Source organism: Ruegeria sp. C5 (assembly GCF_056537605.1).
Genome location: NZ_JBQFRX010000002.1, coordinates 493273 through 516547 on the forward strand (window position 1 = coordinate 493273; position 23275 = coordinate 516547).

Sequence of the window (23275 nt, forward strand, 5' to 3'; positions counted from 1 at the left end):
AAGATATCCACCTCGGACAACCCAAGACCCAAATGCTCTGTCAGTAGTCGGAGGTGCGTATTCAGCGGGTTAGTCGCAGTCGGGTTCACGACGGATATCACAAGGTTGGATCGGTCGGCTGTGCAACACCCAACGCGTCCAGGATATCGCCCGTGACCGCCAGCACGGCATATTCTGCACGACGTGCCTGAGCCTCAAGCTGGATCACCCGAACCTGCGCAAGATTCAACTCGCGCAACGCATCCAATATCTGTACCAGCGTGCTGCGCCCGATATCAAACTGTCCACGAGCTGCATCCAGCGCTTGCTCATTGATCTCGACAGCGCGCCGGGCTGTGGCGAGCCGTCGCTGAATTGAATTGGTCTCTTCCAAGGCCTGGGAGAGATTACGTTGCAACTCGCGCCGCAATTCTTCTTCATCAGCCCGGCTTTGTTGAAGATTCGCCCTTGCGGTTTCGACATTGGCGCGCGCGGATCCCCCTTGGTAAATCGGGACCGTTACACCCAATCGGGCCTGCACACCGTCGTCGATACTGCCCTGGTCGAAATCTGTCTCAAGAATCGCAGAGAGTGTTGGGCGGGTCGCTCGTTCAGCAACCACAACCTCTTGCGCACGCACTTGACTGAAGGCGACCTGAGTACGCAGACGCGGGCTGCGTGCAACCATTTGCTGCGAGGTGGCCGCTGCCAGAATGGGTGCGGGGGGGATGGTCGGAATAGCACCGGGTCGCGTTCCGAAGACTTCGACCCATGTTGCCGTCGCCAGTTCCACATCCGTCTGAGCCTGCGCTAATTCTGTCTCGGCATTAGACTTCCGCCCCTGCCCCGCCAGCAAATCCGCCACCGACCCCGCCCCGGCATCAAAACGGGACTGGAGGTCGCTGACCAAAACGTCCGTACGATCCAGATTCTGCTGGGCTTGTTCTTCGAGGCGGCGATTTCGATCCAGATCAATTATGGTTTCGATGGCCTCGAAGCTCAGCGCGCTCAGCTCTGACAATTCGTTTAACCAGGTCTGCCGGGCTTCAATCTGACGCAAACCCACACGACCCGAGACTTTGCCACCATCATAGATGATCTGGCTAAGCCGCAGGATCGGTACGGTATCCCCATCGGACGTCAGGGATGTCTCGGCCTCGATCTGCGGCAGGAACGCGCCTTGCTCGGCATCAATGCGGGATTTCGAAGCCAGAACGCTGGCGGCTCCGGCTGCGGTGGTGGGCGATGTCGCGACAGACCTTCGCACCAACTCAGCGAATTCAGTGCGTGCGACATTTCCCTTCAGATTATTCCCCCCCGATAAGGGAGCGGGGGCTGGTGTCGCCCCGGGATCAAAGGACTTGGTTCCCTGTAAATCCTGACTGCAGCCCGCCAAAATAATAGTGGCTATCACAACCGACAACCATGCCCTCATCCCGCCAAAGCTCCTGATTTCAACTCTGAGATAAGCAACAAATTTCCAGTCAGTTAATCGTGGAACTTGCTGCCCGCATTTTGCGTTACAGGAGAAAGTGCGATAAAAAAGTAACCATATTCTTTACGAGTTTAATGTTCTGGCACGACATCAGTTTATCAAGATGCGGGTCCAGAAAAATCAAGCGGAGCAAGGGCGCAAATCCCATCTGATAATCCGCGAGCTTTCGGCCGCCAGCAATGTTCTGTTTAGCAAGTTTGATTCAACCAATCACAACTCATCCAACCTTGTTGCCTTGGCTCCAGACACCGCGCAAAACTGGTGTTTGACCCATGCGACGCACACGCAGAACGTCACCGCGTAGACCTACTTTCAGGATGCCACGGTCATCAAGACCGACAGCCATTGCAGGATTACGTGTAACCGTGGCCACAGCACGTGGCAGGTCGTCCCAAACACTGGCAAGATGAAAAGCCGACAGCAGTAGCGCAGAAGGCACATAGTCGGAAGACACAATTTCCAGAAGATCGGCCTTTGCAAGATCTTCAGCCGCGACATTGCCGGAATGCGAGCCGCCACGGATCAGATTCGGGGCACCCATCATGACGGCGATGTTGCGGGTACGGCAGGCCTCGGCCGCCTCGAACGTGGTTGGGAATTCGGCGAAAGCCACACCATTTTCGGACGATTTTTTGACATGCCGCGCCGTGGTATCGTCATGGCTGGCCAGCGCGGCGCCAAGACGGGCGGCTTCGATCACTGCACCGGCTTCGTGCTTTTCTCCGAAACGCTGCTGTAGACCACGCAGGTTCTCGACATGTGCAACGAAATCGGCGTCGGTCATACCGCGCTTTTTGGCGACATAGGTCTTCAATGCACTCAGATCGCTGAATTGACGTTGACCCGGCGTGTGGTCCATCAGACTGACAATGCCAACCCTGTCTTCCGGCCCGAAGGTCGCCAATTCCTCAAGCAGTGTCTCCGAGCAGATCTCGGCTCGCAGGTGAAGGAAATGGCTGATCTTGAAATAGCCTGCGGCGCGCGCCGACAACAGTTCGTCCGCCAGTTTGCGGGCATAATCGATGTAACGGCCCTTGCCGCTGTGAATGGAACCTACTCGCATGGCGTCGAACACGGTTGTGATTCCGGTCGAAGCCAGCTCGCTATCATGCGCGATCAGGGCCGGAAGATGAGGCCAGTCCACTTCCGGGCGAGGCTCGATATGACGTTCGATATTGTCGGTGTGCAGCTCGACCAGTCCCGGAAGGATGTAATCACCTGCACAATCGACCGCGCCGGTCGGAACATGATCCCCTTCGGTGATCTCGGAAATGATGCCCTGTTCGATTGTCACCGAACCGGTTACTACCCGATCGGGCATCACAAGCTGGGCATTCGCAAGGCACAGATTATCTGACATATCGCTGTCACAAGCCTTTGCCAAAGAGGGCGCGGGAAAAGGGGAATTCATGTCATACTCTCGATTTGCAATCTACTACGTGCCGCCCGAAGGACCATTGGAACAGTTCGGCGCGCGCTGGCTGGGATGGGATGTCGTGCAGGGCTGCGAGGTGCCTCAGCCCGATCTGCCCGATTTGCATGACGTTACGATGACACCGCGCAAATACGGCTTTCACGGAACGCTGAAACCACCCTTTCAACTTGCCGGAGGTTATTCGCTTGAAGCCCTGAAAGCGGCGGCGTCTGAGATGGCCGCTGGCCTGGCGCCTTCGAGCTGTGAAGGGCTGAGTCTGACGAGGCTGGGCCGGTTTCTCGCTTTGACCCCACAGGGCGATGTTAGCGGCTTGCAAAGAATTGCTGCGGTCTGTGTACGTGAGCTTGACCCGTTTCGCGCCCCAACCGATGAGGCTGAACTTGAGCGGCGGCGCGGTGCAAGGCTGAGCCCACGTCAAGACGCACTGTTGATCGAGTGGGGTTATCCCTATGTGATGGACGAGTTTCGGTTTCACATGACGCTGACGGGTCGGCTGCCGAATGGCGATATTCCTGTGTGGACCGAGGCGCTGCACCGCCATTTGCCAGCCTTGCCCGAGCCCTTCGTCATCGACCAAATTGCCTTGTGCGGCGAGCGCATTGATGGGCGTTTCGAGCTTATTCATCGGTACGCGCTCGCTGGTTGAAGGACCTCCGCGGCGCGCGCAACCGTCTCGGCCAGTGGGCCATCGTTGGAAATGGTGATAACGCCCAACCCATCGGGCAAGGGTTTTTCTGCCTGAGCAAGCCGATTTGCAATCTCGCTATCGCTTTCTCGGCCGCGAGCCGCCAAACGCCGGGCAAGAGTTTCCGGCTTCGCGGTGATATTCAGGACAATGAAGCGCGGGAAATTTTCTGCGGCCTCGAGCAGAGCTTTACGCGAGAAATTTGCCAGACAGTCTGCGCCATCACTCAGCCGATCTTTGACGGCAACCGGTATCCCGTAGCAAAGCCCATGAGCAACCCAATGCATCGCAAAGGCGCCATTCGCCGCCATTTCTTCAAATTCGGCGAGTTCGACGGCGTCATAGTCTTCCCCGCCCAACTCTGGTGCCCGGGTGATGACGCGGCGCACCAAATGCAAATCGGGCAACAAGTCACAAAGCCCTAGCATCACACTGTCTTTGCCAGCCCCCGACGGGCCAACCACAGCGATGAGGCGACCCCGGGTCATGCCGCGACCTCGGGCGAAAACTGACTGGCGTCGATTTCGTGATCACAAACGCGCGCCCTAGCCGCTTCGTCATGGAAAATGCCGATGATTGCAGTACCACGCGCCTTTGCCTCTTCGATGAGCCTTAGAACAACCTCGCGATTGGCCGCATCCAGACTGGCAGTCGGCTCATCCAACAGCATCGCGGGATAAGAATGGGCGAACCCGCGTGCGATGTTGACACGCTGCTGTTCACCACCCGAGAAGGTAGTCGGTGAAAGGGTCCAGAGCCGCTCGGGAATGTTCAGTTGCCGCAACAGAGCTTCAGCCCGCGCCTTCGCGTCGGCAGCGGAAATGCCCACAGCCCGCAAGGGCTCGGCCACGACATCGACGGTGGGCACGCGCGGCACCACACGCAGGAACTGGCTGACATAGCCCAGAACCTCGCGGCGCAGGGCGATAACTGTCCGAGGCTCTGCCTGCACGATATCCACATCACCGATGCGAATTTCTCCGCTTCGGGCCAGATAGTTGCCATAGATCATACGCATGAGGGTGGACTTGCCCGCCCCCGACGCGCCCGTCAGCGCCACGCATTCGCCCGGAGAGACCGAGAAGGATACATCGCTCAGCACCTCGATCACGGCCGCACCTTGATTATGGAGAGTGAAAGTCTTTGAGACGTTGTTAAGCTCAATCATTGCTCACACCTGCAAAACGGAACTGACAAGAAGTTGGCTATAGGCGTGTTGCGGGTCATCAAGCACTTGATCGGTCAGGCCTGCCTCGACCACGCGGCCCGATTTCATCACCATCAACCGATCTGCCAGCAGGCGCACCACGGCCAGATCATGCGTGACGATGATCGCCGACAAGCCCATGTCGCGAACTAACCCACGCAACAAGTCGAGCAACCGCGCCTGAACGGACACGTCCAGACCGCCCGTTGGCTCATCCATGAACACCAGCCGAGGACCGGTCACGAGGTTTCGTGCAATCTGCAGGCGCTGCTGCATCCCACCCGAAAAGGTCGTCGGGCGATCATCCACACGGGAGGCATCGATCTCCACTCGTTGCAGCCAATCCGTAGCCTTGTCACGTATGTCGCCATAGTGACGCTCTCCAACGGCCATCAGCCGTTCACCTACATTCCCACCGGCACTGACGCCCATGCGCAACCCGTCGCGTGCATGTTGGTGGACAAAGGCCCAATCGGTACGGCTCAGCATCCGGCGCTCGGGCTCGGACATCGTTACCGTGTCCTGCGGACCTTTTGCGCGGGTGTCGAACACAACCTCTCCGGCATCCGGGGTCAGATGCCCGGCCATGCAATTCAGCAGTGTCGACTTACCTGACCCGCTTTCGCCAACGATCCCCATGACCTCACCGGGATAGAGGTCGAATGACACATCGGCACAGCCAATATTTGGGCCATAGCGCTTTGTGATGTCCCGAACAGACAGCAAAGGTGTCATGCAGCGTCCTTTCCTTTGTGACCCGCCGCCTGGCGCGCCTCGCAATAATCGGTATCCGAGCAGACGAACATCCGCCCACCCGCGTCATCGATGATTACCTCGTCCAGATAGCTGTCCTCGGCACCGCACAAGCCGCAGGCTTGGTCGGCCTTGGACGCCTCAAACGGATGATCCTCAAAATCCAGTGAGACAACCTGCGTGTAGGGTGGCAGCGCGTAGATCCGTTGTTCACGCCCAGCTCCGAACAGCTGGATCGCAGCCATATCACCAAGCTTTGGGTTATCGAATTTCGGGATTGGCGACGGGTCCATTACATAGCGGCCTTCGACCTTCACCGGGTAAGCATACGACGTCGCGATATGCCCGTGACGACTGATATCTTCGTACAGCTTCACATGCATCAGCCCGTATTCCTCAAGGCTGTGCATCTTGCGGGTTTCGCTCTCTCGCGGTTCCAGAAAGCGCAACGGCTCAGGGATAGGCACCTGATAGACAAGGATCTGACCTTCTTGCAGCGGCTCCTCGGGAATCCGGTGGCGAGTCTGAACCACGGAGGCGTCGCTTGTCGTTGTGGTTGTTTCAACCCCCGCAGTGCGTTCAAAGAAGGTGCGGATCGAGACCGCGTTTGTGGTATCGTCCGAGCCCTGATCGATCACCTTGAACGTGTCATCCGGGGTCAACACCGCGGCCGAGACCTGCACACCGCCCGTACCCCAGCCATACGGCATAGGCATTTCGCGCGAGGCAAACGGCACCTGATAGCCCGGGATCGCCAGACTTTTCAGAATTGCACGGCGGATCATCCGCTTGGTCTGCTCGTCCAGATAAGCAAAGTTATAGGCGTTCATTCCGCAGCCTCCTGCACCTGATCCGCGCCGGCCTCGCGGCGTAGTTTGCGCACCAGTTCCAGTTCAGACTGGAAGTCGACGTAATGCGGCAGCTTGATATGCTCTAGAAACCCCGTCGCCTGTATGTTGTCCGCGTGATAGAGGACAAACTCGGCATCCTGAGCAGGTGCGCCAACATTATCCTCACCCAGTTCTTCCCACCGCAGCGCACGGTCGACCAAAGCCATCGAGATCGCCTTGCGTTCCGTCTGACCAAACACAAGCCCATAACCTCGGGTGAATTGCGGCGGCTCGGTTTTGGAGCCCTTGAACTGGTTAACTGTTTCACATTCGGTCAGAACGACTTCACCGATTTCGATGGCAAAGCCGAGCTCAGGGATCTCCATTTCCACCGGAACGGACCCGATCCGAAGCTCTCCTACAAAGGCGTGATTGCGCGCGTATCCGCGCTGTGTGGAATACGCCAGACCGAGGGTGAAACCCTCATCCGCGCGGGTCAGCGCCTGAAGGCGCAGGGCGCGATCGGCGGGCATTTCAAGCGGCTCGCGGGTCAGATCAGGTGGCGGCGTATCGTCATGCGGCGCTTCTTCGATCAGGCCTTCGCGATTGAGGAAATCCGTGACATGCGGCACTTCACCCAGTTCAGCTTCGCGCGCTGGGGCTTTGGGCACCTCACCATCAGCAGCCAGTTTGAAATCCAGTAAGCGATGAGTGTAGTCAAAGGTCGGCCCAAGCACCTGCCCGCCCGGCAAATCCTTGAAGGTTGCCGAAATGCGCCGGTCGCAAGCCATTGCCCCGGTATCAACAGGCTCGGATGCGCCAAAGCGTGGCAACGTGGTTCGATAGGCGCGGATTAAGAAGATGGCCTCAATCAGATCGCCTCGTGCTTGCTTGATCGAAAGTGCGGCCAGATCAGGATCGAACAACGAGCCTTCGCCCATGACACGATTGACCGCCAGGCTAAGCTGTTCGCGGATTTGCGCGATGCTCAGTTCCGCCACATCGGTATCACCACGGCGTTCTTCGGCAAGCCAGGCGTGGGCATTTTCAATCGCACGCTCGCCACCTTTTACTGCGACATACATCAAGACACCTCGGTCGTTCTTGGCAAAGCCGCTAGGCGGCTGCCATTCGTGAAGATGAAGTCGAGCCCCAGTGGAAATAGCGTCTGATTATGCTGAAACGCCTCAAGCTCGGGCAATGAAAGCGCGGCTTTATCCTTGATTCCCGGACCTGTCAGTGTCGCCCCTGAAGCGATGAGTTCGGGGCATTCCACGATCAACGTGGCAGAACGATCCGGATATTCAGACGTCCCGATCGGGTATGCGTTCAATGGTTCCAGATCCGACCACGCACCAATGGCAAACATACAATGCGACGGGCCGGTCAGCGGTGCGCCGGTGTGGAATGCAAGCCAGCGGCGTACGGCGTCGCAATCTAGCGCACCTGCCAGATAAACGGGCGTCTCAGTGTCGCAAAGCGTCAACAACACCGCACCTGCTGCTGGTGACATTGGGGCCGGAGGAACTGCGCCAGAAATCTCTTGCACGGTACCGGGACGCGCCATTGCTTCCATCACGCTGCGAAAGGCGTGGGCAGATTGGATCGCGGGGTCCTTGAAACCGCCGATCAGGGCTTCTGACTGCATCAATCCTCTCCTCGTACCATGGTGAAGAAATCAACCTTAGTGGCTGCGGCTTTGGCGGCACGCGCGGCCTTTGCATTGGTCAGCTCATCTCGCAAAGGGGTCAGCACTTTTGTGCGCAACAGATCAGACACATCTGTCTGCATCAGTGCATCAACCAGCGCGGCGACTTCGGCATCTTCTTTCCGACGGCCTTGTATATAGGCATGTCCGACTTCGCCCGCTCCCAGAGTCAGCGCACAGCGTGTTACCGTCATTTCGCCCAGATTGAACGTCGCACCAGTCCCACCTGCGCGAGCCCGAACCATGGTGCTGCCAATCTCAGGAGCACGCAGCCATGTGAAGCCGGGGCGAGGCATCGCTGCATCCAACAGGGCGGCCACGCGTCCCTCCGGCGCTTTGGCCAGCAGGCTCATCCAAGCCTTCCGGTCCGCGTTTTCATCAAAAGTGTCTTTCATCTCGACAACTTTTCCATATACTATACAACTATACACATCTTATCATATTTGCCGCCGTCAGACAGAGGAATTTTGTGAAACTTGCGTGACACTCCCACCAAAACCCCGATCTGGAAGGCCATTGCCGACGCACTTCGCAGCGATATGGCCGAAGGGCGCTATGGCCCGGGTGATAAGCTGCCAACCGAAGCGGCACTGGCAGAGCGGTTCGGTGTGAACCGCCATACAGTGCGTCACGGCATCTCGGCCCTTGTGGATGAGGGCCTAATCCGAACGCGCCGGGGCGCGGGCGCTTTTGTGGCAGCCACGCCCACCGATTACCCCATCGGCTCGCGGGTGCGATTCCATGAAAACCTCATCGCTGCTGGTCGCAGACCAGAAAAGAGGGTGCTTCATGTTGAAGAACGGGCAGCGACCGAGGGCGAGGCCACCGCGCTGACTGTTTCACCCGGTGATCAGATCTGTGCGTATCACGGCCTCTCATTGGCGGACGGGCACCCGATTGCCGTATTCGAAAGCATGTTTTCTCTTGATCGACTGCCAGGCATCTGCGCAGCGCTACAAGACACCAGCAGCGTTACCGAGGCGTTAAACAGGTCGGGTGTCACTGACTATACTCGGGCCTCAACCCGTCTGACGGCCACGCGCGCCACGGCCACTCAAGCTCTGCATCTGCAGGTTTCGGAAGGTGATCCGCTGCTTAGATCATCCGGAGTGAATGTTGACGAACAGGGACAACCGGTTGAATTTGGCCGAACCTGGTTTGTTGGAGATCGGGTGACACTGACCCTTGAGAGTTAAGGCTCGTATTTCTTCAGAAACGCTTCCGCCGTCAGAGCACGGAAATCGTCGAGCGCCAACCGCAACTTGTCATGAGACCAATTCCACCAGGCCAATGCGATCAACCGATCGGCGATGTGTCGTGGCTGACGCAGTCGCAAGGGTCTTGCAGGTGTACCGGCAACAATTGTGTAGGGGTCTACATCCTTCGTCACCAAGGCACCCGCAGCCACAACGGCCCCGTCACCCAGTGTGACCTCGGGCTTTATCATCGCGCCTGCGCCAATCCATGTATCGTTCCCGATATGGACAATTCGGGATTTGCGGTGACTGAAAAACACCTCGTCCCGATCCGCATCGTCCCAATAATCGTTCGAGCGATACAGGAAATGGTGACAGGACGCCGTGTGCAGCGGGTGATCAGTCGCGCCGATCCGCGAAAACGCGGCGATGTTGGCGAACTTACCGACCTTCGCGTTGGCGATGTCGGCATAACGATCGCAATAGCTGTAGTCGCCCATTTTTGTATGTACGACGCGGCTGCCCTTGCCGATTTCAACATAGGCCCCGAACGTACTTTCGGTAATCTCACATTCGGGGTGAATGAAGGTCTGTTCCGCTGAAAGCCGCGCCATCAGTCTTTCCGCCCGATCAGCTTACCGCGCAACCAGCCCGAGGCCCAATCCATGAACATTACCATGATGATGATCAGGACAATGTAATAGGCGACCTCTTCCCAATCTTTCTGCGTCTGGATGGCTTGCGTCAGCATCAGTCCGATGCCGCCACCGGTGATCGCACCGATGATCGTCGCTGAACGTGTATTGGATTCGAGGAAATATAGAATCTGGGCCAGCAGCACGGGAACAACCTGCGGGATCACCCCGAACCGGTATCGCTGTAGCGGTTTGGCCCCGGTCGAGGACACCCCCTCGATCTGTTTCTGATCAACGTTTTCCAACGCCTCCGAGAAGATCTTGCCGAAGGTGCCCGTGTCGGTAATCAGAATCGCCAACGCGCCGGTCAATGGTCCTGGGCCAAAGGCCCGAGACAGAACCACAGTCCAGATCAATGCGTCCACACCGCGCACAAAGTCGAAAAGACGGCGCGTTGCGGCGCGAAGCAACATGATCGGCGAAAACCGTTTGGCGGCGAGAAAGGCCAATGGCAGCGCGATCATCGCGGCACCCATCGTACCCAGAAATGCCATCAGGATCGTTTCTCCGATGGCCCAGGCCACATCCTTATGCCGCCACATCGCGTTGTTCCACCAGTCAGAGATTGCGCCTGCGATATTCGAACGGCTTGGATCGATCTGCGCGCCAAACAGGATCTCTCCAAGCCCATGGCCGTGGTAGGGACTGTCAAGCGTGAACCAGAACAGCTCCCAACCCGGGAAATAGTTGAACACTTCAGTCCGAGCGCCCGTCATGGTGATCCGGCCCTCATGCGTTGTGACACCAACACGCCGTTCAGATGCGGAAATCCAGTCGGGCAGTTCAGAGGGCAGATTTGTCGTCAGGCGACGTCCCTTGGCCTGCACTTCGATCAGCTGGAAGTCAGGTATTTCAATCTCGGTCCGGTTGTCAGGCAGGAACCGCACGATATGATTGCGGCCCAGATCGATCGTCGTCACCTCTTCACCCGATACCCAGTCGGGGCGTTGACCCTCGGGATAAGTGCCCTTGCGCTCGCCCTCAACAGCATAGGTCACCTCACCGCTCCGATTATTGCGTGTGACATGCACTTTGTGTGACCAGCTATCAGAAGCCAGTGTAACGGCGTTGTCCAGATTGGCACGTTGCGCAAGGCCCGGCAGGTCGAAGGTAAAGAAGATGTAGGTGAGATAAACGAGGATCACGACAGGAATGCTAAAGCCGATCAATCGTTTACGCTTAAAAAGCTTTTCGGCGTCAAGCTTGGCTCCGTCCAGTCCGAAGTTCCAATCAATTGTGGTCATTGGCCCTGCCCTTCGGTCAGACGGTTGCGGTAGCGGCTGGACACCTGATCGAAGAATACGATGGTGCCGAATAGCAGGATGAAAATCGCGCCGGCCTCGTCAAAACGACCCGGACCCCAAGCCATGGCATTGCGCAGTTCGTAACCCAACCCTCCCGCGCCGACGAAGCCCAGGATGGCAGAAGCGCGAATATTGATCTCAAATCGCAGCAACGTGTAGCTGATATAGTTTGGCGCGACCTGTGGCAGGATACCCAGCATCATCTGTTTCGACCAAGTCGCCCCGGTCGAAGCCAACCCCTCAACCGGTTTCAGGTCAGCGTTTTCGGATACTTCCGAGAACATTTTACCAAGCGCCCCTGCGGTGTGGATTGAGATAGCGATCATCGCCGGCACCGGACCGCCCCCAAGGACGAAGATCAGCACAAGCGCGATAACGATTTCCGGCACTGCGCGCATAACATCCGAGATACGCCGGAAGACCGGGATTAAACCCGGCCATTTCGCCAGCCCGCGTGTGCCAAGAAGCGACAGGATCAGACCACCGATGGCCCCGATCAACGTGGAAACTGCGGCAATGTTCACCGTCTCAACCAGTGCAGGGAAGTACTTCACGATCAGGCCAGGCAGATCGGCCCGCTTTTCCCAAGCTTCAGACAGCACATCCGCTGGGTAATCACCGATCTGATACAATCCGTCCCAGAACCCACCCGCGTTTCGGGAATCCGCAATGTTGAAACCTGATACCATCAGGACCACAAAGATCAGCAGCGTCAGCCCGCCATAAAGCCTGCGCTTGTGAACTTGTGCCATATAGCTGGATTGAATGGTCTCAACGCCGCCTGGCGCCGCACCGATTGATAAATCTGCCATCCCGAGCCCCGAATGAATAAAGACCGGCAACCCCAATGGGTTGCCGGAAACGTCATGTGCGCGCGTTAGCCACCGATTTTGGCTTTGCGGGCCTCAACAATCGAGATGTAGGTGTCATGCGATACCGGCTGGAAACCCAGCGTTTCGCCTGCCGCCACACCATATGCGCAATCGGGGTCACGCTCGTGCAGGCCATCGACAAGATCTGTCATGGTCGCGCGGACATCGGCAGGCAACGCCTTGCGCAGAACCACAGGGCCTTCGGGGATAACGTTCGATTTCCAGATCTGGACCATGTCGTTCATGTCGACAAGACCTGCGTCAACCGCTTTGCGCAGGGCACCAGAATTGTATCCATCTTCCCAGTTGCCCTGACCATCGGCCCAGGTCACACCACCATCAATGTCGCCATTATTCACAGCGACGATCGTCTGCTCGTGGCCACCAGTGAATTTGACCTCACCGAAATACTCACCCGAATCCATGGTGATACCTTCTTTGTATTGCGGGATTTCGATCGACGGGATCAGATAACCTGAGGTCGAGTTCGGATCACCAAACCCAAACACTTTGCCTTTCATGTCGTCCAGTGAGGTGACGCCACTATCCTTACGGGCGAACCCGATCGAGTGATACCCGATTGAACCATCCACATTGACCTTGATCAGAACGGGCTCAACTGCTTCGGGGTCTTGCAGATAGGTGGCCGCGTAAGAAGAGGCACCCAGCCATGCCATGTCGAGTGTACCGCCCAACAGGCCCTGTATCACACCGTTGTAGTCCGCCGGGGCGAATAGCTTGGTCTCAACGCCTAACGCCTCAGAGGTATAGTCTGCAAGACATTGGTACGAGTTCATGCGGTCCTGGGCATTTTCACCACCGAGGATGCCAATGCGAAACTCGGTGATTTCTTCGGCAAGAGCAGCAGTGCTCAAAACGGTCGTGGCGGCAAACGCCAGTGCGAGGGTCTTTTTCATCATTTTCTCCGTTCGGTTAGATGAAGGTGGCCCGCGACGGACGCGGGGGGAAACTGGCTCAGACGTAGGCTTCCGCTTCGCGGACCTCTGGCCTGTCCAGTGTTTCGATCTCGGTCGAGGTTGCGGCCTCGGAAAAGTCTGCACCTGCACCGTAGATGTCGCGCGCTACGCCCGTGGTCAGCTGCGCAGGGGTGCCGTCGAACACAATCCGACCATCACGCATTCCGATGACCCGGTCGCAGTAGCGACGCGCGGTATCCAATGTGTGCAGATTAGCAATGACCATACGGCCGTCTTCTTCGTGAATGGCCCGCAGCGACTGCATCACAACCTGTGCATTCATTGGGTCCAGCGAAGCGATCGGCTCATCCGCCAGAATGATCTTCGGGTCCTGCATCAATGCGCGGGCGATGGCGACGCGTTGCTGCTGGCCGCCTGATAAGGCTTCGGCTCGCTTGGGTGCTTGCTCGGCAATGCCTAGCCGATCCAGAATTTCAATCGCCTTATGAATATCCGACCGCGGGTACAGGTTGAACATCGTCGAAAAGGTCGATTGCCTGTTCAGCGTGCCATGCAAAACGTTCGAGACGACATCCATGCGCGGTACAAGATTGAACTGCTGAAAGATCATCGCACAGCGCGATTGCCATTCGCGTTTGGCAGCACCGCGAAGCGCAGAAATCTCTTCGCCTTCAAAAGTAATTGTGCCGGTCGTTGCATCGCTCAGACGGTTGACCATGCGCAAAAGCGTGGATTTTCCAGCCCCGGAGCTGCCTATAATCCCGATCATGGTTGGCTTGTTGACGACGATATTCGCCGAATCCACGGCCCGTTTGTCACCAAACTTTTTGGTCAGCTTTTCAATTCTCAGCATATCGCCCCCATCGTTGCGAGGCGGATAGAACGTCAAAACAAAAGCTTCGTGACGCTTTTGAATCGTTTCGTTTACATCTACGCGAAAGATTTGTGACAGGCGCGATGATTGCCTGGTTCTGCAGTGTGTGGCGTTTCTCGCAGGACTCTGCGCGAGTTTTATCTACAGGGCGTCATAAAACTGTTACGCTTGAGCGCAGAAAGAACTAACCTTCACCTATGACCCGTCTTCATGCCAGCCTTCTTCTTCTATGCCTTGCGGTGCCTTCTACTGCGCAGTCTAAAATGGCGGATGTCAGCTGTGATGACAGCGCGCGGATGGCACAGACACTGAAACAGGTTCTGGGAGCCGAACGTCAGGGCATGGGTTTGCGCGATCCCGAAACAATGCTGGAGGTTTGGGTCAAACGCACAAGCGGAGACTGGATGATCGTTCAGAACTACGCCAACGGTACTTCATGCATCGTCGCGATGGGGGACCATTGGCAAGGTGAGGTACCAGACCCGGCTTAGGCAGGTGTCAGCAGACCGCGCGAACTGCAGACGCGCAATCTCGCTGATTGTGTCGTTCCTTCTGAAGATCTCGCGAAGGGATCAGGTCAGTCCAGCAGCCCACGTTCGGTCAGGACTTTGCGAGCGACACGGAAGCATTCAAGAGACTGCGGGACGCCACAATAAATGCCGATCACATGAATGATTGATCGGATTTCCTCTTTGGTGACACCATTGTTCAACGCGCCGTTACAGTGGATTTCCCATTCATGCATCTTGCCGAGTGCCCCAATCATAGCGAGGTTCATCATCGAACGGGTCTTGTGATCGATCGTGTCATCCCCCCAGCCGAAGCCCCAGCACCAAGCAGTCATGTTCTCTTGGAATGAGCGGGTAAAATCATCCGCCGCTGCCAGGTTCTTCTCAACATACTCGTCGCCCAGCGTCGACTTGCGCTGCTTCAGGCCATGTTCAAACAGGTTGTCGTCCATCATTCTCTCCTCAGGTGAAACGACCGATCTGCAACTTAGTCGGTCCTGGCTCGATATTCCGCTAAAGCCGCCGCCCCTGTCTTACAACCAACCCCACCACCGAAGGCAAGGGGCTCGATCGCGTCGTTCTGGTCGGGTGTGCCCTTTGGCACAGCGTTGGCTTCGGTGATGTCTTATCTGGCCCATCCACAGCACGTAACGTTATTCAATCGCCTCGCGCATCCATTGTTGAAGCTTCGCAACGGAATGCTCGCTCATGACGCCACAGGCCGGATCAAGCACCAGCGGTCCCGGTTTGTACCCTTTGGATTTCAGGCCGCGGTGAACGGATTCCACTAACCGAATATCCTCGGCCACAGTCGTTTCGCGATCCTGAGTGGCAAGGCCACGGATCACGTCGCTTTCATGACCGCCTTCTGTGTACCACCCGCGCCAGACGGTACAGCTGTCCACTGTATTTGCCCGCCAATGATAGGTGTTCAGAACATTTCCCGGATAGCATTGGAACGAGAACATCGGCCACAGGAACCAGCTTTGATAGTCGCCCGCGTACTTGTTGCTTTCCAGATCAATCGGATAGGTCATCTTTTCGAGGCTTTGGCACTCGGTCGTGTGACGCAGCACGTAACCTCCCGACACATCGGGCTGAATGTCATAGGTTTCCGGTTTGATCACGCCTTCGGCAAAGGTCGGGTGATTAGTTGGGCAGTGATAGCATTCCGAGTAATTCTCGATCGAAACCTTCCAATTGCAGTTCTCAGGAATTTCGACCCACTCTAAGGGGGCCAGAGCGTTAGTGTTCGGCACGAACTCAGACAACTCGTCCCGGACACCGGGATACCATTCGTCCATCGTTGCCGCGTTATCGTCCAAATTGACAAAGATGAACCCGAGGAAGTCTTCGGTCCGTACTTCGGTCAGACAGATTTTCGCGCGATCAAAACCGGGAACTTTCTTGATGTTCGGCCCAGACCGCAGGCCGCCGGTAAGCTCATAGGTCCACTGATGATAGGGACAAACCACTACACGGGTATTCCCAGTTCCGGTCACCATTTCATGCGCACGATGCTGGCATACGTTGTAGAAAGTCCTGACAAGATTGTCGCGTCCGCGAATGGCAAAAAGGTTCTGACCAGCGATTTCGAACGCAAAGTAATCGCCTACATTTGGGATATCTGCCGCATGACCTGCGTATTGCCAAGTTCTGCACAACAGGCCGTTCATCTCTTTGTCGAATATGTCAGGATCCGTATAGTACCGGGCCTCGAGCGAGTGGGTTGGCAGGACAGTCATATTTTTTCTCCTGATACAAGCCGAGCTGGTGTTTCAGTCAAAAAGATCGCGTCAGGATTCGTAACATCCGTACGCGTCAGAATACCACTTGAAACATCTGTACCGCACATTGCTTACCTCGGTATGTACATTTGTGCCATTTTTAATTGACAGTGGTACATATGTAGCAATAGGAAGTCCACAGAATTCCATGTCTCGGAAACAGGAAGTTGCGATGTCTAAAAAGGAACTGCCTGCACGCGCAAAGGTCGTCATTGTCGGCGGTGGCGTCATGGGTTGCGGACTGGCCTATCACCTGGGCCATGAAGGTTGGGGCGAAGACACGGTGCTGTTGGAAAAGGACGAGTTAACTTCGGGCTCCACCTGGCATGCCGCTGGTCAGATTACTCACTCCACCAGTTCCTACGGGCTGGGCAAGATGGTCGACTATAACATTGGCCTCTATTCCAAGACACTTGAGGAAGAAACCGGTCAAGCGGTCACGTGGCACGGCTGCGGTTCATTCCGTCTGGCCTATACCGAGGATGAGATGGACTGGCTGCGCCACACATTATCAGTTGGCCGAGCGCTGGGGTTCAACATCGAGTTGGTAGGGCCTGACTTCATAGCTGAAATGCACCCCTACTATAACCTCGACGGTGTCATTGGCGCGCTTTACACGCCAGATGACGGTCACGTTGATCCTTCGAACGTGACTATGGCCATGGCCGCTGGCGCCCGTCAGAAAGGTGTGAAGATTTTCCGCCACTGTCGCGCGACCAACATTACCCAGAACGATGCAGGTGAATGGGTGGTGGAAACCGAACAAGGCACCATCACCTGCGAACACGTCGTTAATGCAGGCGGCACCTATGCCCGTCAGATGGGCGAATGGTCGAACCTGCAATTACCCATGACCTCGATGACCCATCATTATTTTGTCACTGAAGATGTGCCTGAATTCAAAGACCTGATAACTGAGCTGCCGGTGATCCGCGATGACAAGATGGTTTCGGGCTATATCCGCATGGAACAGAAAAAGGGCCTGATCGGGATATATGAAAAGGAGAACTCGAACTCTGTCTGGCATGATGAATGCCCATGGGAGTACGAAAACTGGCTGTTCGAGGCGGATTATGACCGTGTCATGCCTTGGCTGGAAAACTCATTGGAACGGATGCCGATCTTTTCTGAACTGGGCATCACCCGCGAAGTCCATGGTGCAATCAGCCACCCGCCAGATGGCAACCCGATGGTCGGCCCCGCACCCGGCGTCAAGAATTACTGGTGCTGCTGTGGCACGCAGATCGGCATCGGTTGGGGGCCTGGTCTGACCCGTGAACTGGCCAAATGGATGGTACACGGTGCTGCCGATATCAACATGCGTGACTATGATCCGCGCCGCTTTGGCAGCTATGCCAAGAAAGACTGGCAGGTCATCAAGGCGCATGAGGATTACAAGCTGCGGCACGAGATCCCCTTTCCGCATTTCAACCGCCTTGCAGGGCGTCCGATCAAACCCTCGCCGCTTTATGAAATCCTCAAGGAAAAGGGCGCGGTCTATGAAGAGGTTTTCGGCCACGAACGCCCCCGCTGGTTCGCGCGCAATGGTGTTGAACAGCGTGATCACTATTCGTTCCGCCGTAACGAGGTTTTCGACATGGTGGCGCTGGAATGCCAGGCCGTACGTGAACGCGTCGGCATCATGGACGTGACCGCGTTCACCAAAGTCGAAGTTTCAGGCCCCGATGCCTATGCCTATCTTGACCGTCTGACGGCCAACAAGATGCCGCAGAAAGACGGCTCGATCACGCTGACCCACTTTTTGAATCGCCGAGGCCGGATCGAGCTTGAGACGACCATCGTTCGCATGGCTGAAGATCGGTTCTACCTTGTATGTGCCGCCTTCTTCGAACAACGCCTTGTCGATCACCTGAACCAGAACCTCACGGGAGAGACAGTCTTTGTCAAAACGCTCTCCGAAGATTGGTCGGCTTTGTCCCTGAACGGGCCAAATTCCCGCGAGGTGCTGGCCAGATGCACCGACGCGGACCTGTCCAACGCCGGGTTCCGCTGGCTGTCGGCTCAGGAAATCACCATCGCGGGGCACAAGGTCTGGGCCTTTCGCATGTCCTATGCGGGCGAGTTGGGTTGGGAATTCCACATGCCGGATGAAGCCTGCGTTGACGTCTACAACGCACTGTGGGCTGCCGGCGAGGAATTTGGCATCGAAAACTACGGCTCGTTTGCGATGAACAGCCTGCGCATGGAAAAAGCATTCCCCGGTGCTGGAGAACTGACCAACGAGGTCACGCTGCCAGAGGCCAATGTCAGCCGGTTCTTCAAGCTGGACAAAGAGTATCTGGGTGTCGAAGCAACGCGCACCAGTGCCGCTCAGTCTGAGGCGGGCGAGATGCCATGGATTTGCGCCTATTTGGAGATCGAACCGGATGGGGTCGAAGATGGTCATGGGGGCGAGGCTATTCGGATCAACGGCGAGGTTGTCGGTGCAACAGCCTCGGTCGCCTATGGCCACAGCGTCGGCAAAATCCTCGCCTTTGCTTACGTCAAGCCACACGTGAATGTTCCGGGCACAGAGATCGAAGTAGTTATCGCTGGTGTACCCCGCAAAGGGCGTGTCCTCGGCGAAGCAGCCTATGATCCGAAATCTGAGCGCCCACGTACGGATGCGGTTCGTGAATTGGCGTGATCTGAATGTCAGTGCGCCGGGGATTGCTCCTCAGCGCATGGCGGCCATCGCAGGAGCCCTGTGGTGAAACCATGAAGATTACGCGCATCCGAGTTTTCAAGACCCCCCTGCCATATATCGGCGGCTCATACGGCTGGGGGGCGGGCAACGCGATCACAACGTCGATGTCTTCGGTAGTGGTGATCGACACGGATGGAGGGCTGCAGGGCTGCGGCGAGTTTGCCCCTTGCGGCGAGAACTACATGATCGCCCATTCCGAAGGGGTCGAGGCCTTTGCCCGCCTTGCCGCCCCGCATTTGCTGGGTGAGGACCCCCGCCAGCTGTCCAAGATCGAACGGTTGATGGATGGCACGGTCCAAGGTCACGGCTACGCCAAAGCGCCCTTTGATGCAGCGTGTTGGGATATTCTGGGACGGTCCACCGGACAACCTGTTTGGATGCTGATGGGCGGCAAACTCACCGATGGTGCGCCGATGTACCGGGTTGTGCCGCAAAGGCCTGTCTTGGAAGAAACCATCGCCGAGATGGAGCAGCACCGCGCAGCGGGATACCGGCAGTTCCAGATCAAGGTAGGTGGCGACTGGGTGACCGATATCGACCGTATCCGCGAAGGCGTGCCCCTGCTGAAACCCGGTGAAAAGGCGATGGCAGACGCCAATCAGGGTTGGCGCGTTGACAACGCCATCCGTGTGGCCCGGGCAACCCGAGATCTGGACTTTATCCTTGAACAACCCTGCCACAGCTATGACGAATGCCAGCAGGTGCGCCGCGTAGCCGAGCAACCGATGAAGCTGGATGAATGTGTGACCGGGATCGACATGGCCCGGCGTATTGTAAACGATCGGGGTGCCGAAATTTGCTGTCTGAAGATTTCAAACCTTGGTGGGCTGTCCAAAGCCCGCCGGGTGCGTGATTTCCTGATTGATCACGGTATTCCGGTTGTCTCCGAGGACACATGGGGCGGGCAGATCACCACCGCTGCGGTCGGCCATTTTGCGGCCTCAACACCCCAAGAGATGCTGATCAATTCAACCGATCTGATGAACTACAACACCCGTAACACCGGGATTGGCGGCCCCACAGTAAGGGACGGTAAACTCTATGCCACAGATACTCCGGGGCTTGGGGTGACGCCGGACTTTGACAGCCTTGGCGCACCTGTCGCAACCTACGAATCCTGCGCCTGATGGAAACCGCCTGATGAAGATAACCCGCATCACCGCCTGGGAAGTCCCGCTGACCTCGCATGACACCTATTACATGGCCGAGGGCAAGACCTGCGATACGACGGTTTCAGTGGTCGTCCGCCTGGATACCGGCACCGGCGCATCGGGCTGGGGAGAGGTTTGTCCGATCCCGCATTATTTACCCGCCTATGCCAAGGGCGTGGTTCCAGCGCTTGAAGAGATGGCACCCGTTCTCATCGGCGCTAACCCGGTTGGTCCCGAAGCGCTGATGGAGCGCCTTAATAAGCATCTGATCGGGCATGGCTACGCCAAGTCAGCCATTGATACAGCGCTTTGGGATCTGACCGCACAGGCAGCGGGACTACCGCTATATGCTTTGCTCGGTGGGCGCGCCGTTGCCGATATGCCGCTGTATCATTCAATCACCTGTATCGCACCGGAAGAAATGGCGCGCATGGCGCGCAATGCCTTTGATCAGGGCATGCGACAGTTTCAGGTGAAGCTGGGTGCAGATAACAACTGGGAAGCCGACGTTGCTCGTTTGATTCAAGTGCGCGAGGCTGTTGGTGATGGCCCGTTGGTTTATGGAGACTGGAATTGCGGGTCAGATACGCTGACCGCCACACGAGTTGGCCGCGCTGTCTCGCATCTGGACATAATGCTGGAACAACCTTGCGCCACGATCGAGGAATGCGCCCATGTCCGCGCCGCGACTGGTCTGCCGATGAAGCTGGACGAAAGCGCCTGTGACATTCATTCGGTTCTGGCAGGACACCGCGCTGGCTGCATGGATGCTGCTGCGCTGAAACTGTCGAAGATGGGCGGCCTTTCGACGATGCGTCAAATCCGCGATCTCTGCCTGTCGCTTGGCACGCAGATGTGCATCGAGGATACCTGGGGCAGCGATGTTACGACGGCCGCCTCGCTGCATCTTGCGGCCTCAACCCCAGCGCACGGCATCATGAATACATGCGATCTGTCCCATTATGTCAAACCGCGTCTCGATCCGAATGCACCTAGCCGCCGGAACGGCCGCATCGCCCCACCCGAAGGCCCCGGCCTTGGCGTCACGCCTGATGCAGACGCTTTGGGCCAGCCAGTAACCATCATCGATTGATCCCAACCCCGCACGCCAAGAGGCCTGTTATGGAAGACTTCAGCAACGCCTACCCCTCCCATGATCCCGAATGGGTCAAAGACATGCACGCGGATCATTATCTGCAAAGCTGGTCTAAACAGGGCAGCCGCCCGCGTGTCATCACCGGCGCGCAGGGCAGCTGGTTCTGGGACAGCGAAGGTAAACGCTACCTCGATTTCCAAAGCCAACTTGTGAACGCCAATATGGGTCATCAGCACCCCAAGATCGTACAAGCAATTAAGGATCAGGCGGACAAGCTTTGTTATATCGGCCCGGCCATGGGCTCGGATGTTCGATCAGAACTCGCGGCAATCATGACCGAGATCACGCCTGCCAACATCTCATCAACCTTTTTTACAACAGGAGGGTCCGCCGCCAATGAAACCGCGATCCGTTTGGCGCGGCATTACACCGGTCGGACAAAGATCATTGCCCGCTACCGTTCCTACCACGGGGCAACCGGTGGCACGCTATCGCTGACCGGCGACCCGCGCCACCATCTGACCCGCGCCGATATGCCGGGCATCGTGCGGATGCTTGATCCTTACGTCTATCGGTTACCAACTGGCCACAAAGACCCGGCCCAGTGCCCGGTCGCCCAAGGCGGGCCGCATCTGGAAGAAATCCTGATGTATGAAAACCCCAACACCGTGGCCGCTGTCATTCTGGAACCTATTGTCGGCACAAACGGGATCATCGTGCCACCCGACGGATATCTGCAGTCGATCAAGGCAACCTGCGAAAAATACGGCATCCTACTGATCGCGGATGAAGTCATGGCCGGGTTTGGCCGGACCGGAAAATGGTTCGCCGTCGATCACTGGGGTGTTCAGCCGGACATCATTTGTTCGGCCAAGGGCATCAACTCGGGTTACGTGCCGCTTGGCACCATGTCCGTCAGTACCGAGCTGCATGACTGGCTGCGCGATTACCCATTGCCCGGAGGCCTGACTTATGCCGGCCATCCGCTGGCCTGCGCATCTGGCGTTGCCGCGATCCGAGCCATGCAGGAAGAAGGCACGCTGGCCCACGCCACCGCGATGGGTGAGAAGATGCGCGCCGAACTGCGCAAGCTGGCAAAGAAACACCCCTCGATCGGGGATATTCGCGGCAAGGGCATGTTCAACGGGATCGAACTGGTCAAGAACCGCGACACCCGCGAACCGCTGGTGCCGTTTGCCGCCAAAGGCGAAGACGCCAGACCCATGAGCGAGATGATGAGCTTTGCGATGAACGAAGGCCTCTACCTGTCCTTCTTCTCGAACGTGATCCGCCTGACCCCACCGCTCAACATCAGTGAAGACGACCTGATGACAGGGCTGGCGATTCTGGACCGCACCCTCGACATCGCCGACCGGGAGTGTCTCTGAGAACTAGTCGGCGCGAACGATCGCATTTCGGAAATCCAAAGCCATCACATAGCCCTACGCCGCAGCCTCCGCTCGTTGCGAGCGCAATAACAAAATGAACGCTCTGGTCAGACCCTTCTACGCGTTGCTGACCAAGAAGGCCTGCGCGGCCTTCTGGAAGGAAGGCCAGGCAATCACGGCAGCATATCGGATATTCTGCTAAATCCCGCCAGATCGAAACCAAAGGAAATTGGATCGCCGACCCGGTTTACGCTTTCAATACTCAACAGATTGCCAGCGCGCATCTTTGACATCCAGTCCTGAGAGACAGGAGAACGGGCAAAACAACCCTGTGCTTCGCAGGTTAGAAAATCCAGCCGCGCGATCTCGGCATCATCCACTTTAGCAATCAGCCCTTCAGAGAACAGCAGGCCAAATGGCAGTGTCAGCACCGCTTCGATCTCGTCTCTGCCGGCAGGTTTGACGAACGCAATCGAAGCAAGCCTTTGATTATTCTCGGTTAAGATAATGGTCTGGGTCATTTCACAAATCAGTTCAGTTCCGTTGACCTGATTGCTGCAGTTGACCGACCACAATGGCGCTTCGTTTTCCTGTGCGCCAAGTTGAGTTGTCAAACCGAACGACGCCACCAAAGCGTAGATCCAAGTTTTCATACTGCTGTTCCTC

General features: G+C 56.9%; 24 protein-coding genes. 7 read left to right on the forward strand and 17 right to left on the reverse strand.

Annotated elements, in window-relative coordinates; all coding sequences use genetic code 11:
* Positions 1 to 97 precede the first annotated feature (97 nt).
* Both ACR0AW_RS10185 and ACR0AW_RS10190 read right to left on the reverse strand, forming a co-directional pair.
* Positions 98 to 1246: a TolC family protein gene (locus ACR0AW_RS10185; RefSeq protein ID WP_170732767.1), complete on the reverse strand. Its 1149-nt coding sequence runs from the start codon at positions 1244 to 1246 to the stop codon at positions 98 to 100.
* Between the two features lie 445 nt (positions 1247 to 1691).
* A complete protein-coding gene (locus ACR0AW_RS10190; protein ID WP_170732847.1) occupies positions 1692 to 2834 on the reverse strand; it encodes an alpha-D-ribose 1-methylphosphonate 5-triphosphate diphosphatase in 1143 nt (380 codons plus the stop codon).
* Between the two features lie 49 nt (positions 2835 to 2883).
* Here ACR0AW_RS10190 and ACR0AW_RS10195 point away from each other — a divergent pair, with 49 nt between their 5' ends.
* Entirely contained in the window at positions 2884 to 3555 is a 672-nt protein-coding gene (locus tag ACR0AW_RS10195; protein WP_170732768.1) for a DUF1045 domain-containing protein, read from the forward strand.
* Here the strand turns inward: ACR0AW_RS10195 and phnN are convergent.
* The 7 genes from phnN to phnG are packed head-to-tail and all read right to left on the reverse strand — an operon-like array spanning position 3531 to position 8487.
* The gene (gene phnN / locus ACR0AW_RS10200; RefSeq protein ID WP_170596223.1) at positions 3531 to 4082 is read right to left on the reverse strand and encodes a phosphonate metabolism protein/1,5-bisphosphokinase (PRPP-forming) PhnN; all 552 of its coding nucleotides are present in this window, start codon (positions 4080 to 4082) and stop codon (positions 3531 to 3533) included. The genes ACR0AW_RS10195 and phnN overlap by 25 nt on opposite strands.
* Entirely contained in the window at positions 4079 to 4762 is a 684-nt protein-coding gene (gene phnL, locus ACR0AW_RS10205) for a phosphonate C-P lyase system protein PhnL (RefSeq protein ID WP_170732769.1), read from the reverse strand. The genes phnN and phnL overlap by 4 nt, the downstream gene beginning before the upstream one ends.
* A gap of 3 nt (positions 4763 to 4765) precedes the next feature.
* Positions 4766 to 5536 (reverse strand): phosphonate C-P lyase system protein PhnK, encoded by a 771-nt coding sequence (gene phnK / locus ACR0AW_RS10210; RefSeq protein WP_170394315.1) that lies wholly within the window; start codon positions 5534 to 5536, stop codon positions 4766 to 4768.
* Positions 5533 to 6384 carry an alpha-D-ribose 1-methylphosphonate 5-phosphate C-P-lyase PhnJ gene (locus ACR0AW_RS10215; protein ID WP_170732770.1) on the reverse strand — a complete coding sequence of 284 codons (852 nt, stop codon included), beginning with the start codon at positions 6382 to 6384 and terminating at the stop codon, positions 5533 to 5535. Before ACR0AW_RS10215 ends, phnK begins: the two co-directional genes overlap by 4 nt.
* On the reverse strand, positions 6381 to 7469 hold the full coding sequence (locus ACR0AW_RS10220; RefSeq protein WP_170732771.1) for a carbon-phosphorus lyase complex subunit PhnI: 1089 nt from the start codon (positions 7467 to 7469) through the stop codon (positions 6381 to 6383). Before ACR0AW_RS10220 ends, ACR0AW_RS10215 begins: the two co-directional genes overlap by 4 nt.
* Positions 7469 to 8032, reverse strand: coding sequence for a phosphonate C-P lyase system protein PhnH (phnH, locus tag ACR0AW_RS10225; protein ID WP_170732772.1), 564 nt, complete (start codon positions 8030 to 8032; stop codon positions 7469 to 7471). The genes ACR0AW_RS10220 and phnH overlap by 1 nt, the downstream gene beginning before the upstream one ends.
* Positions 8032 to 8487, reverse strand: a complete 456-nt coding sequence (phnG, locus tag ACR0AW_RS10230; RefSeq protein WP_170732773.1) for a phosphonate C-P lyase system protein PhnG — start codon at positions 8485 to 8487, stop codon at positions 8032 to 8034. Before phnG ends, phnH begins: the two co-directional genes overlap by 1 nt.
* 81 nt (positions 8488 to 8568) lie before the next feature.
* Between phnG and phnF the strand changes: the two genes are divergently transcribed.
* Positions 8569 to 9288: a phosphonate metabolism transcriptional regulator PhnF gene (phnF, locus tag ACR0AW_RS10235; RefSeq protein ID WP_170561621.1), complete on the forward strand. Its 720-nt coding sequence runs from the start codon at positions 8569 to 8571 to the stop codon at positions 9286 to 9288.
* On the opposite strand, the gene ACR0AW_RS10240 is transcribed toward phnF, so the two are convergent.
* The 5 genes from ACR0AW_RS10240 to phnC form a co-directional block, all read right to left on the reverse strand.
* Entirely contained in the window at positions 9285 to 9902 is a 618-nt protein-coding gene (locus tag ACR0AW_RS10240) for a DapH/DapD/GlmU-related protein (protein ID WP_170732774.1), read from the reverse strand. The genes phnF and ACR0AW_RS10240 overlap by 4 nt on opposite strands.
* On the reverse strand, positions 9902 to 11227 hold the full coding sequence (phnE, locus tag ACR0AW_RS10245; protein ID WP_170732775.1) for a phosphonate ABC transporter, permease protein PhnE: 1326 nt from the start codon (positions 11225 to 11227) through the stop codon (positions 9902 to 9904). The genes ACR0AW_RS10240 and phnE (ACR0AW_RS10245) overlap by 1 nt, the downstream gene beginning before the upstream one ends.
* Positions 11224 to 12099, reverse strand: a complete 876-nt coding sequence (phnE, locus tag ACR0AW_RS10250; protein WP_170732776.1) for a phosphonate ABC transporter, permease protein PhnE — start codon at positions 12097 to 12099, stop codon at positions 11224 to 11226. Before phnE (ACR0AW_RS10250) ends, phnE (ACR0AW_RS10245) begins: the two co-directional genes overlap by 4 nt.
* 65 nt (positions 12100 to 12164) lie before the next feature.
* A complete protein-coding gene (gene phnD / locus ACR0AW_RS10255) occupies positions 12165 to 13076 on the reverse strand; it encodes a phosphonate ABC transporter substrate-binding protein (RefSeq protein WP_170732777.1) in 912 nt (303 codons plus the stop codon).
* A 58-nt stretch (positions 13077 to 13134) separates the two neighbouring features.
* The gene (gene phnC, locus ACR0AW_RS10260; protein ID WP_170422930.1) at positions 13135 to 13950 is read right to left on the reverse strand and encodes a phosphonate ABC transporter ATP-binding protein; all 816 of its coding nucleotides are present in this window, start codon (positions 13948 to 13950) and stop codon (positions 13135 to 13137) included.
* A 218-nt stretch (positions 13951 to 14168) separates the two neighbouring features.
* Here phnC and ACR0AW_RS10265 point away from each other — a divergent pair, with 218 nt between their 5' ends.
* A complete protein-coding gene (locus ACR0AW_RS10265; protein WP_170407642.1) occupies positions 14169 to 14462 on the forward strand; it encodes a hypothetical protein in 294 nt (97 codons plus the stop codon).
* 86 nt (positions 14463 to 14548) lie between these two features.
* On the opposite strand, the gene ACR0AW_RS10270 is transcribed toward ACR0AW_RS10265, so the two are convergent.
* Both ACR0AW_RS10270 and ACR0AW_RS10275 read right to left on the reverse strand, forming a co-directional pair.
* Entirely contained in the window at positions 14549 to 14935 is a 387-nt protein-coding gene (locus ACR0AW_RS10270; RefSeq protein WP_480439003.1) for a carboxymuconolactone decarboxylase family protein, read from the reverse strand.
* 198 nt (positions 14936 to 15133) lie between these two features.
* The gene (locus ACR0AW_RS10275; RefSeq protein ID WP_170732779.1) at positions 15134 to 16225 is read right to left on the reverse strand and encodes an aromatic ring-hydroxylating oxygenase subunit alpha; all 1092 of its coding nucleotides are present in this window, start codon (positions 16223 to 16225) and stop codon (positions 15134 to 15136) included.
* Positions 16226 to 16439: 214 nt separating this feature from the next.
* Between ACR0AW_RS10275 and ACR0AW_RS10280 the strand changes: the two genes are divergently transcribed.
* The 4 genes from ACR0AW_RS10280 (at position 16440) to ACR0AW_RS10295 (ending at position 22609) form a co-directional block, all read left to right on the forward strand.
* The gene (locus ACR0AW_RS10280; RefSeq protein WP_170732780.1) at positions 16440 to 18914 is read left to right on the forward strand and encodes an FAD-dependent oxidoreductase; all 2475 of its coding nucleotides are present in this window, start codon (positions 16440 to 16442) and stop codon (positions 18912 to 18914) included.
* Between the two features lie 71 nt (positions 18915 to 18985).
* Entirely contained in the window at positions 18986 to 20101 is a 1116-nt protein-coding gene (locus ACR0AW_RS10285; RefSeq protein ID WP_170732781.1) for a mandelate racemase/muconate lactonizing enzyme family protein, read from the forward strand.
* Positions 20102 to 20114: 13 nt separating this feature from the next.
* Complete coding sequence (locus tag ACR0AW_RS10290; protein WP_170776311.1) at positions 20115 to 21218, forward strand: mandelate racemase/muconate lactonizing enzyme family protein; 1104 nt, start codon at positions 20115 to 20117, stop codon at positions 21216 to 21218.
* 29 nt (positions 21219 to 21247) lie between these two features.
* Positions 21248 to 22609 carry an aminotransferase class III-fold pyridoxal phosphate-dependent enzyme gene (locus ACR0AW_RS10295; RefSeq protein ID WP_480439006.1) on the forward strand — a complete coding sequence of 454 codons (1362 nt, stop codon included), beginning with the start codon at positions 21248 to 21250 and terminating at the stop codon, positions 22607 to 22609.
* A gap of 173 nt (positions 22610 to 22782) precedes the next feature.
* On the opposite strand, the gene ACR0AW_RS10300 is transcribed toward ACR0AW_RS10295, so the two are convergent.
* Entirely contained in the window at positions 22783 to 23262 is a 480-nt protein-coding gene (locus ACR0AW_RS10300; RefSeq protein ID WP_170407630.1) for an invasion associated locus B family protein, read from the reverse strand.
* Between the last annotated feature and the right edge of the window lie 13 nt (positions 23263 to 23275).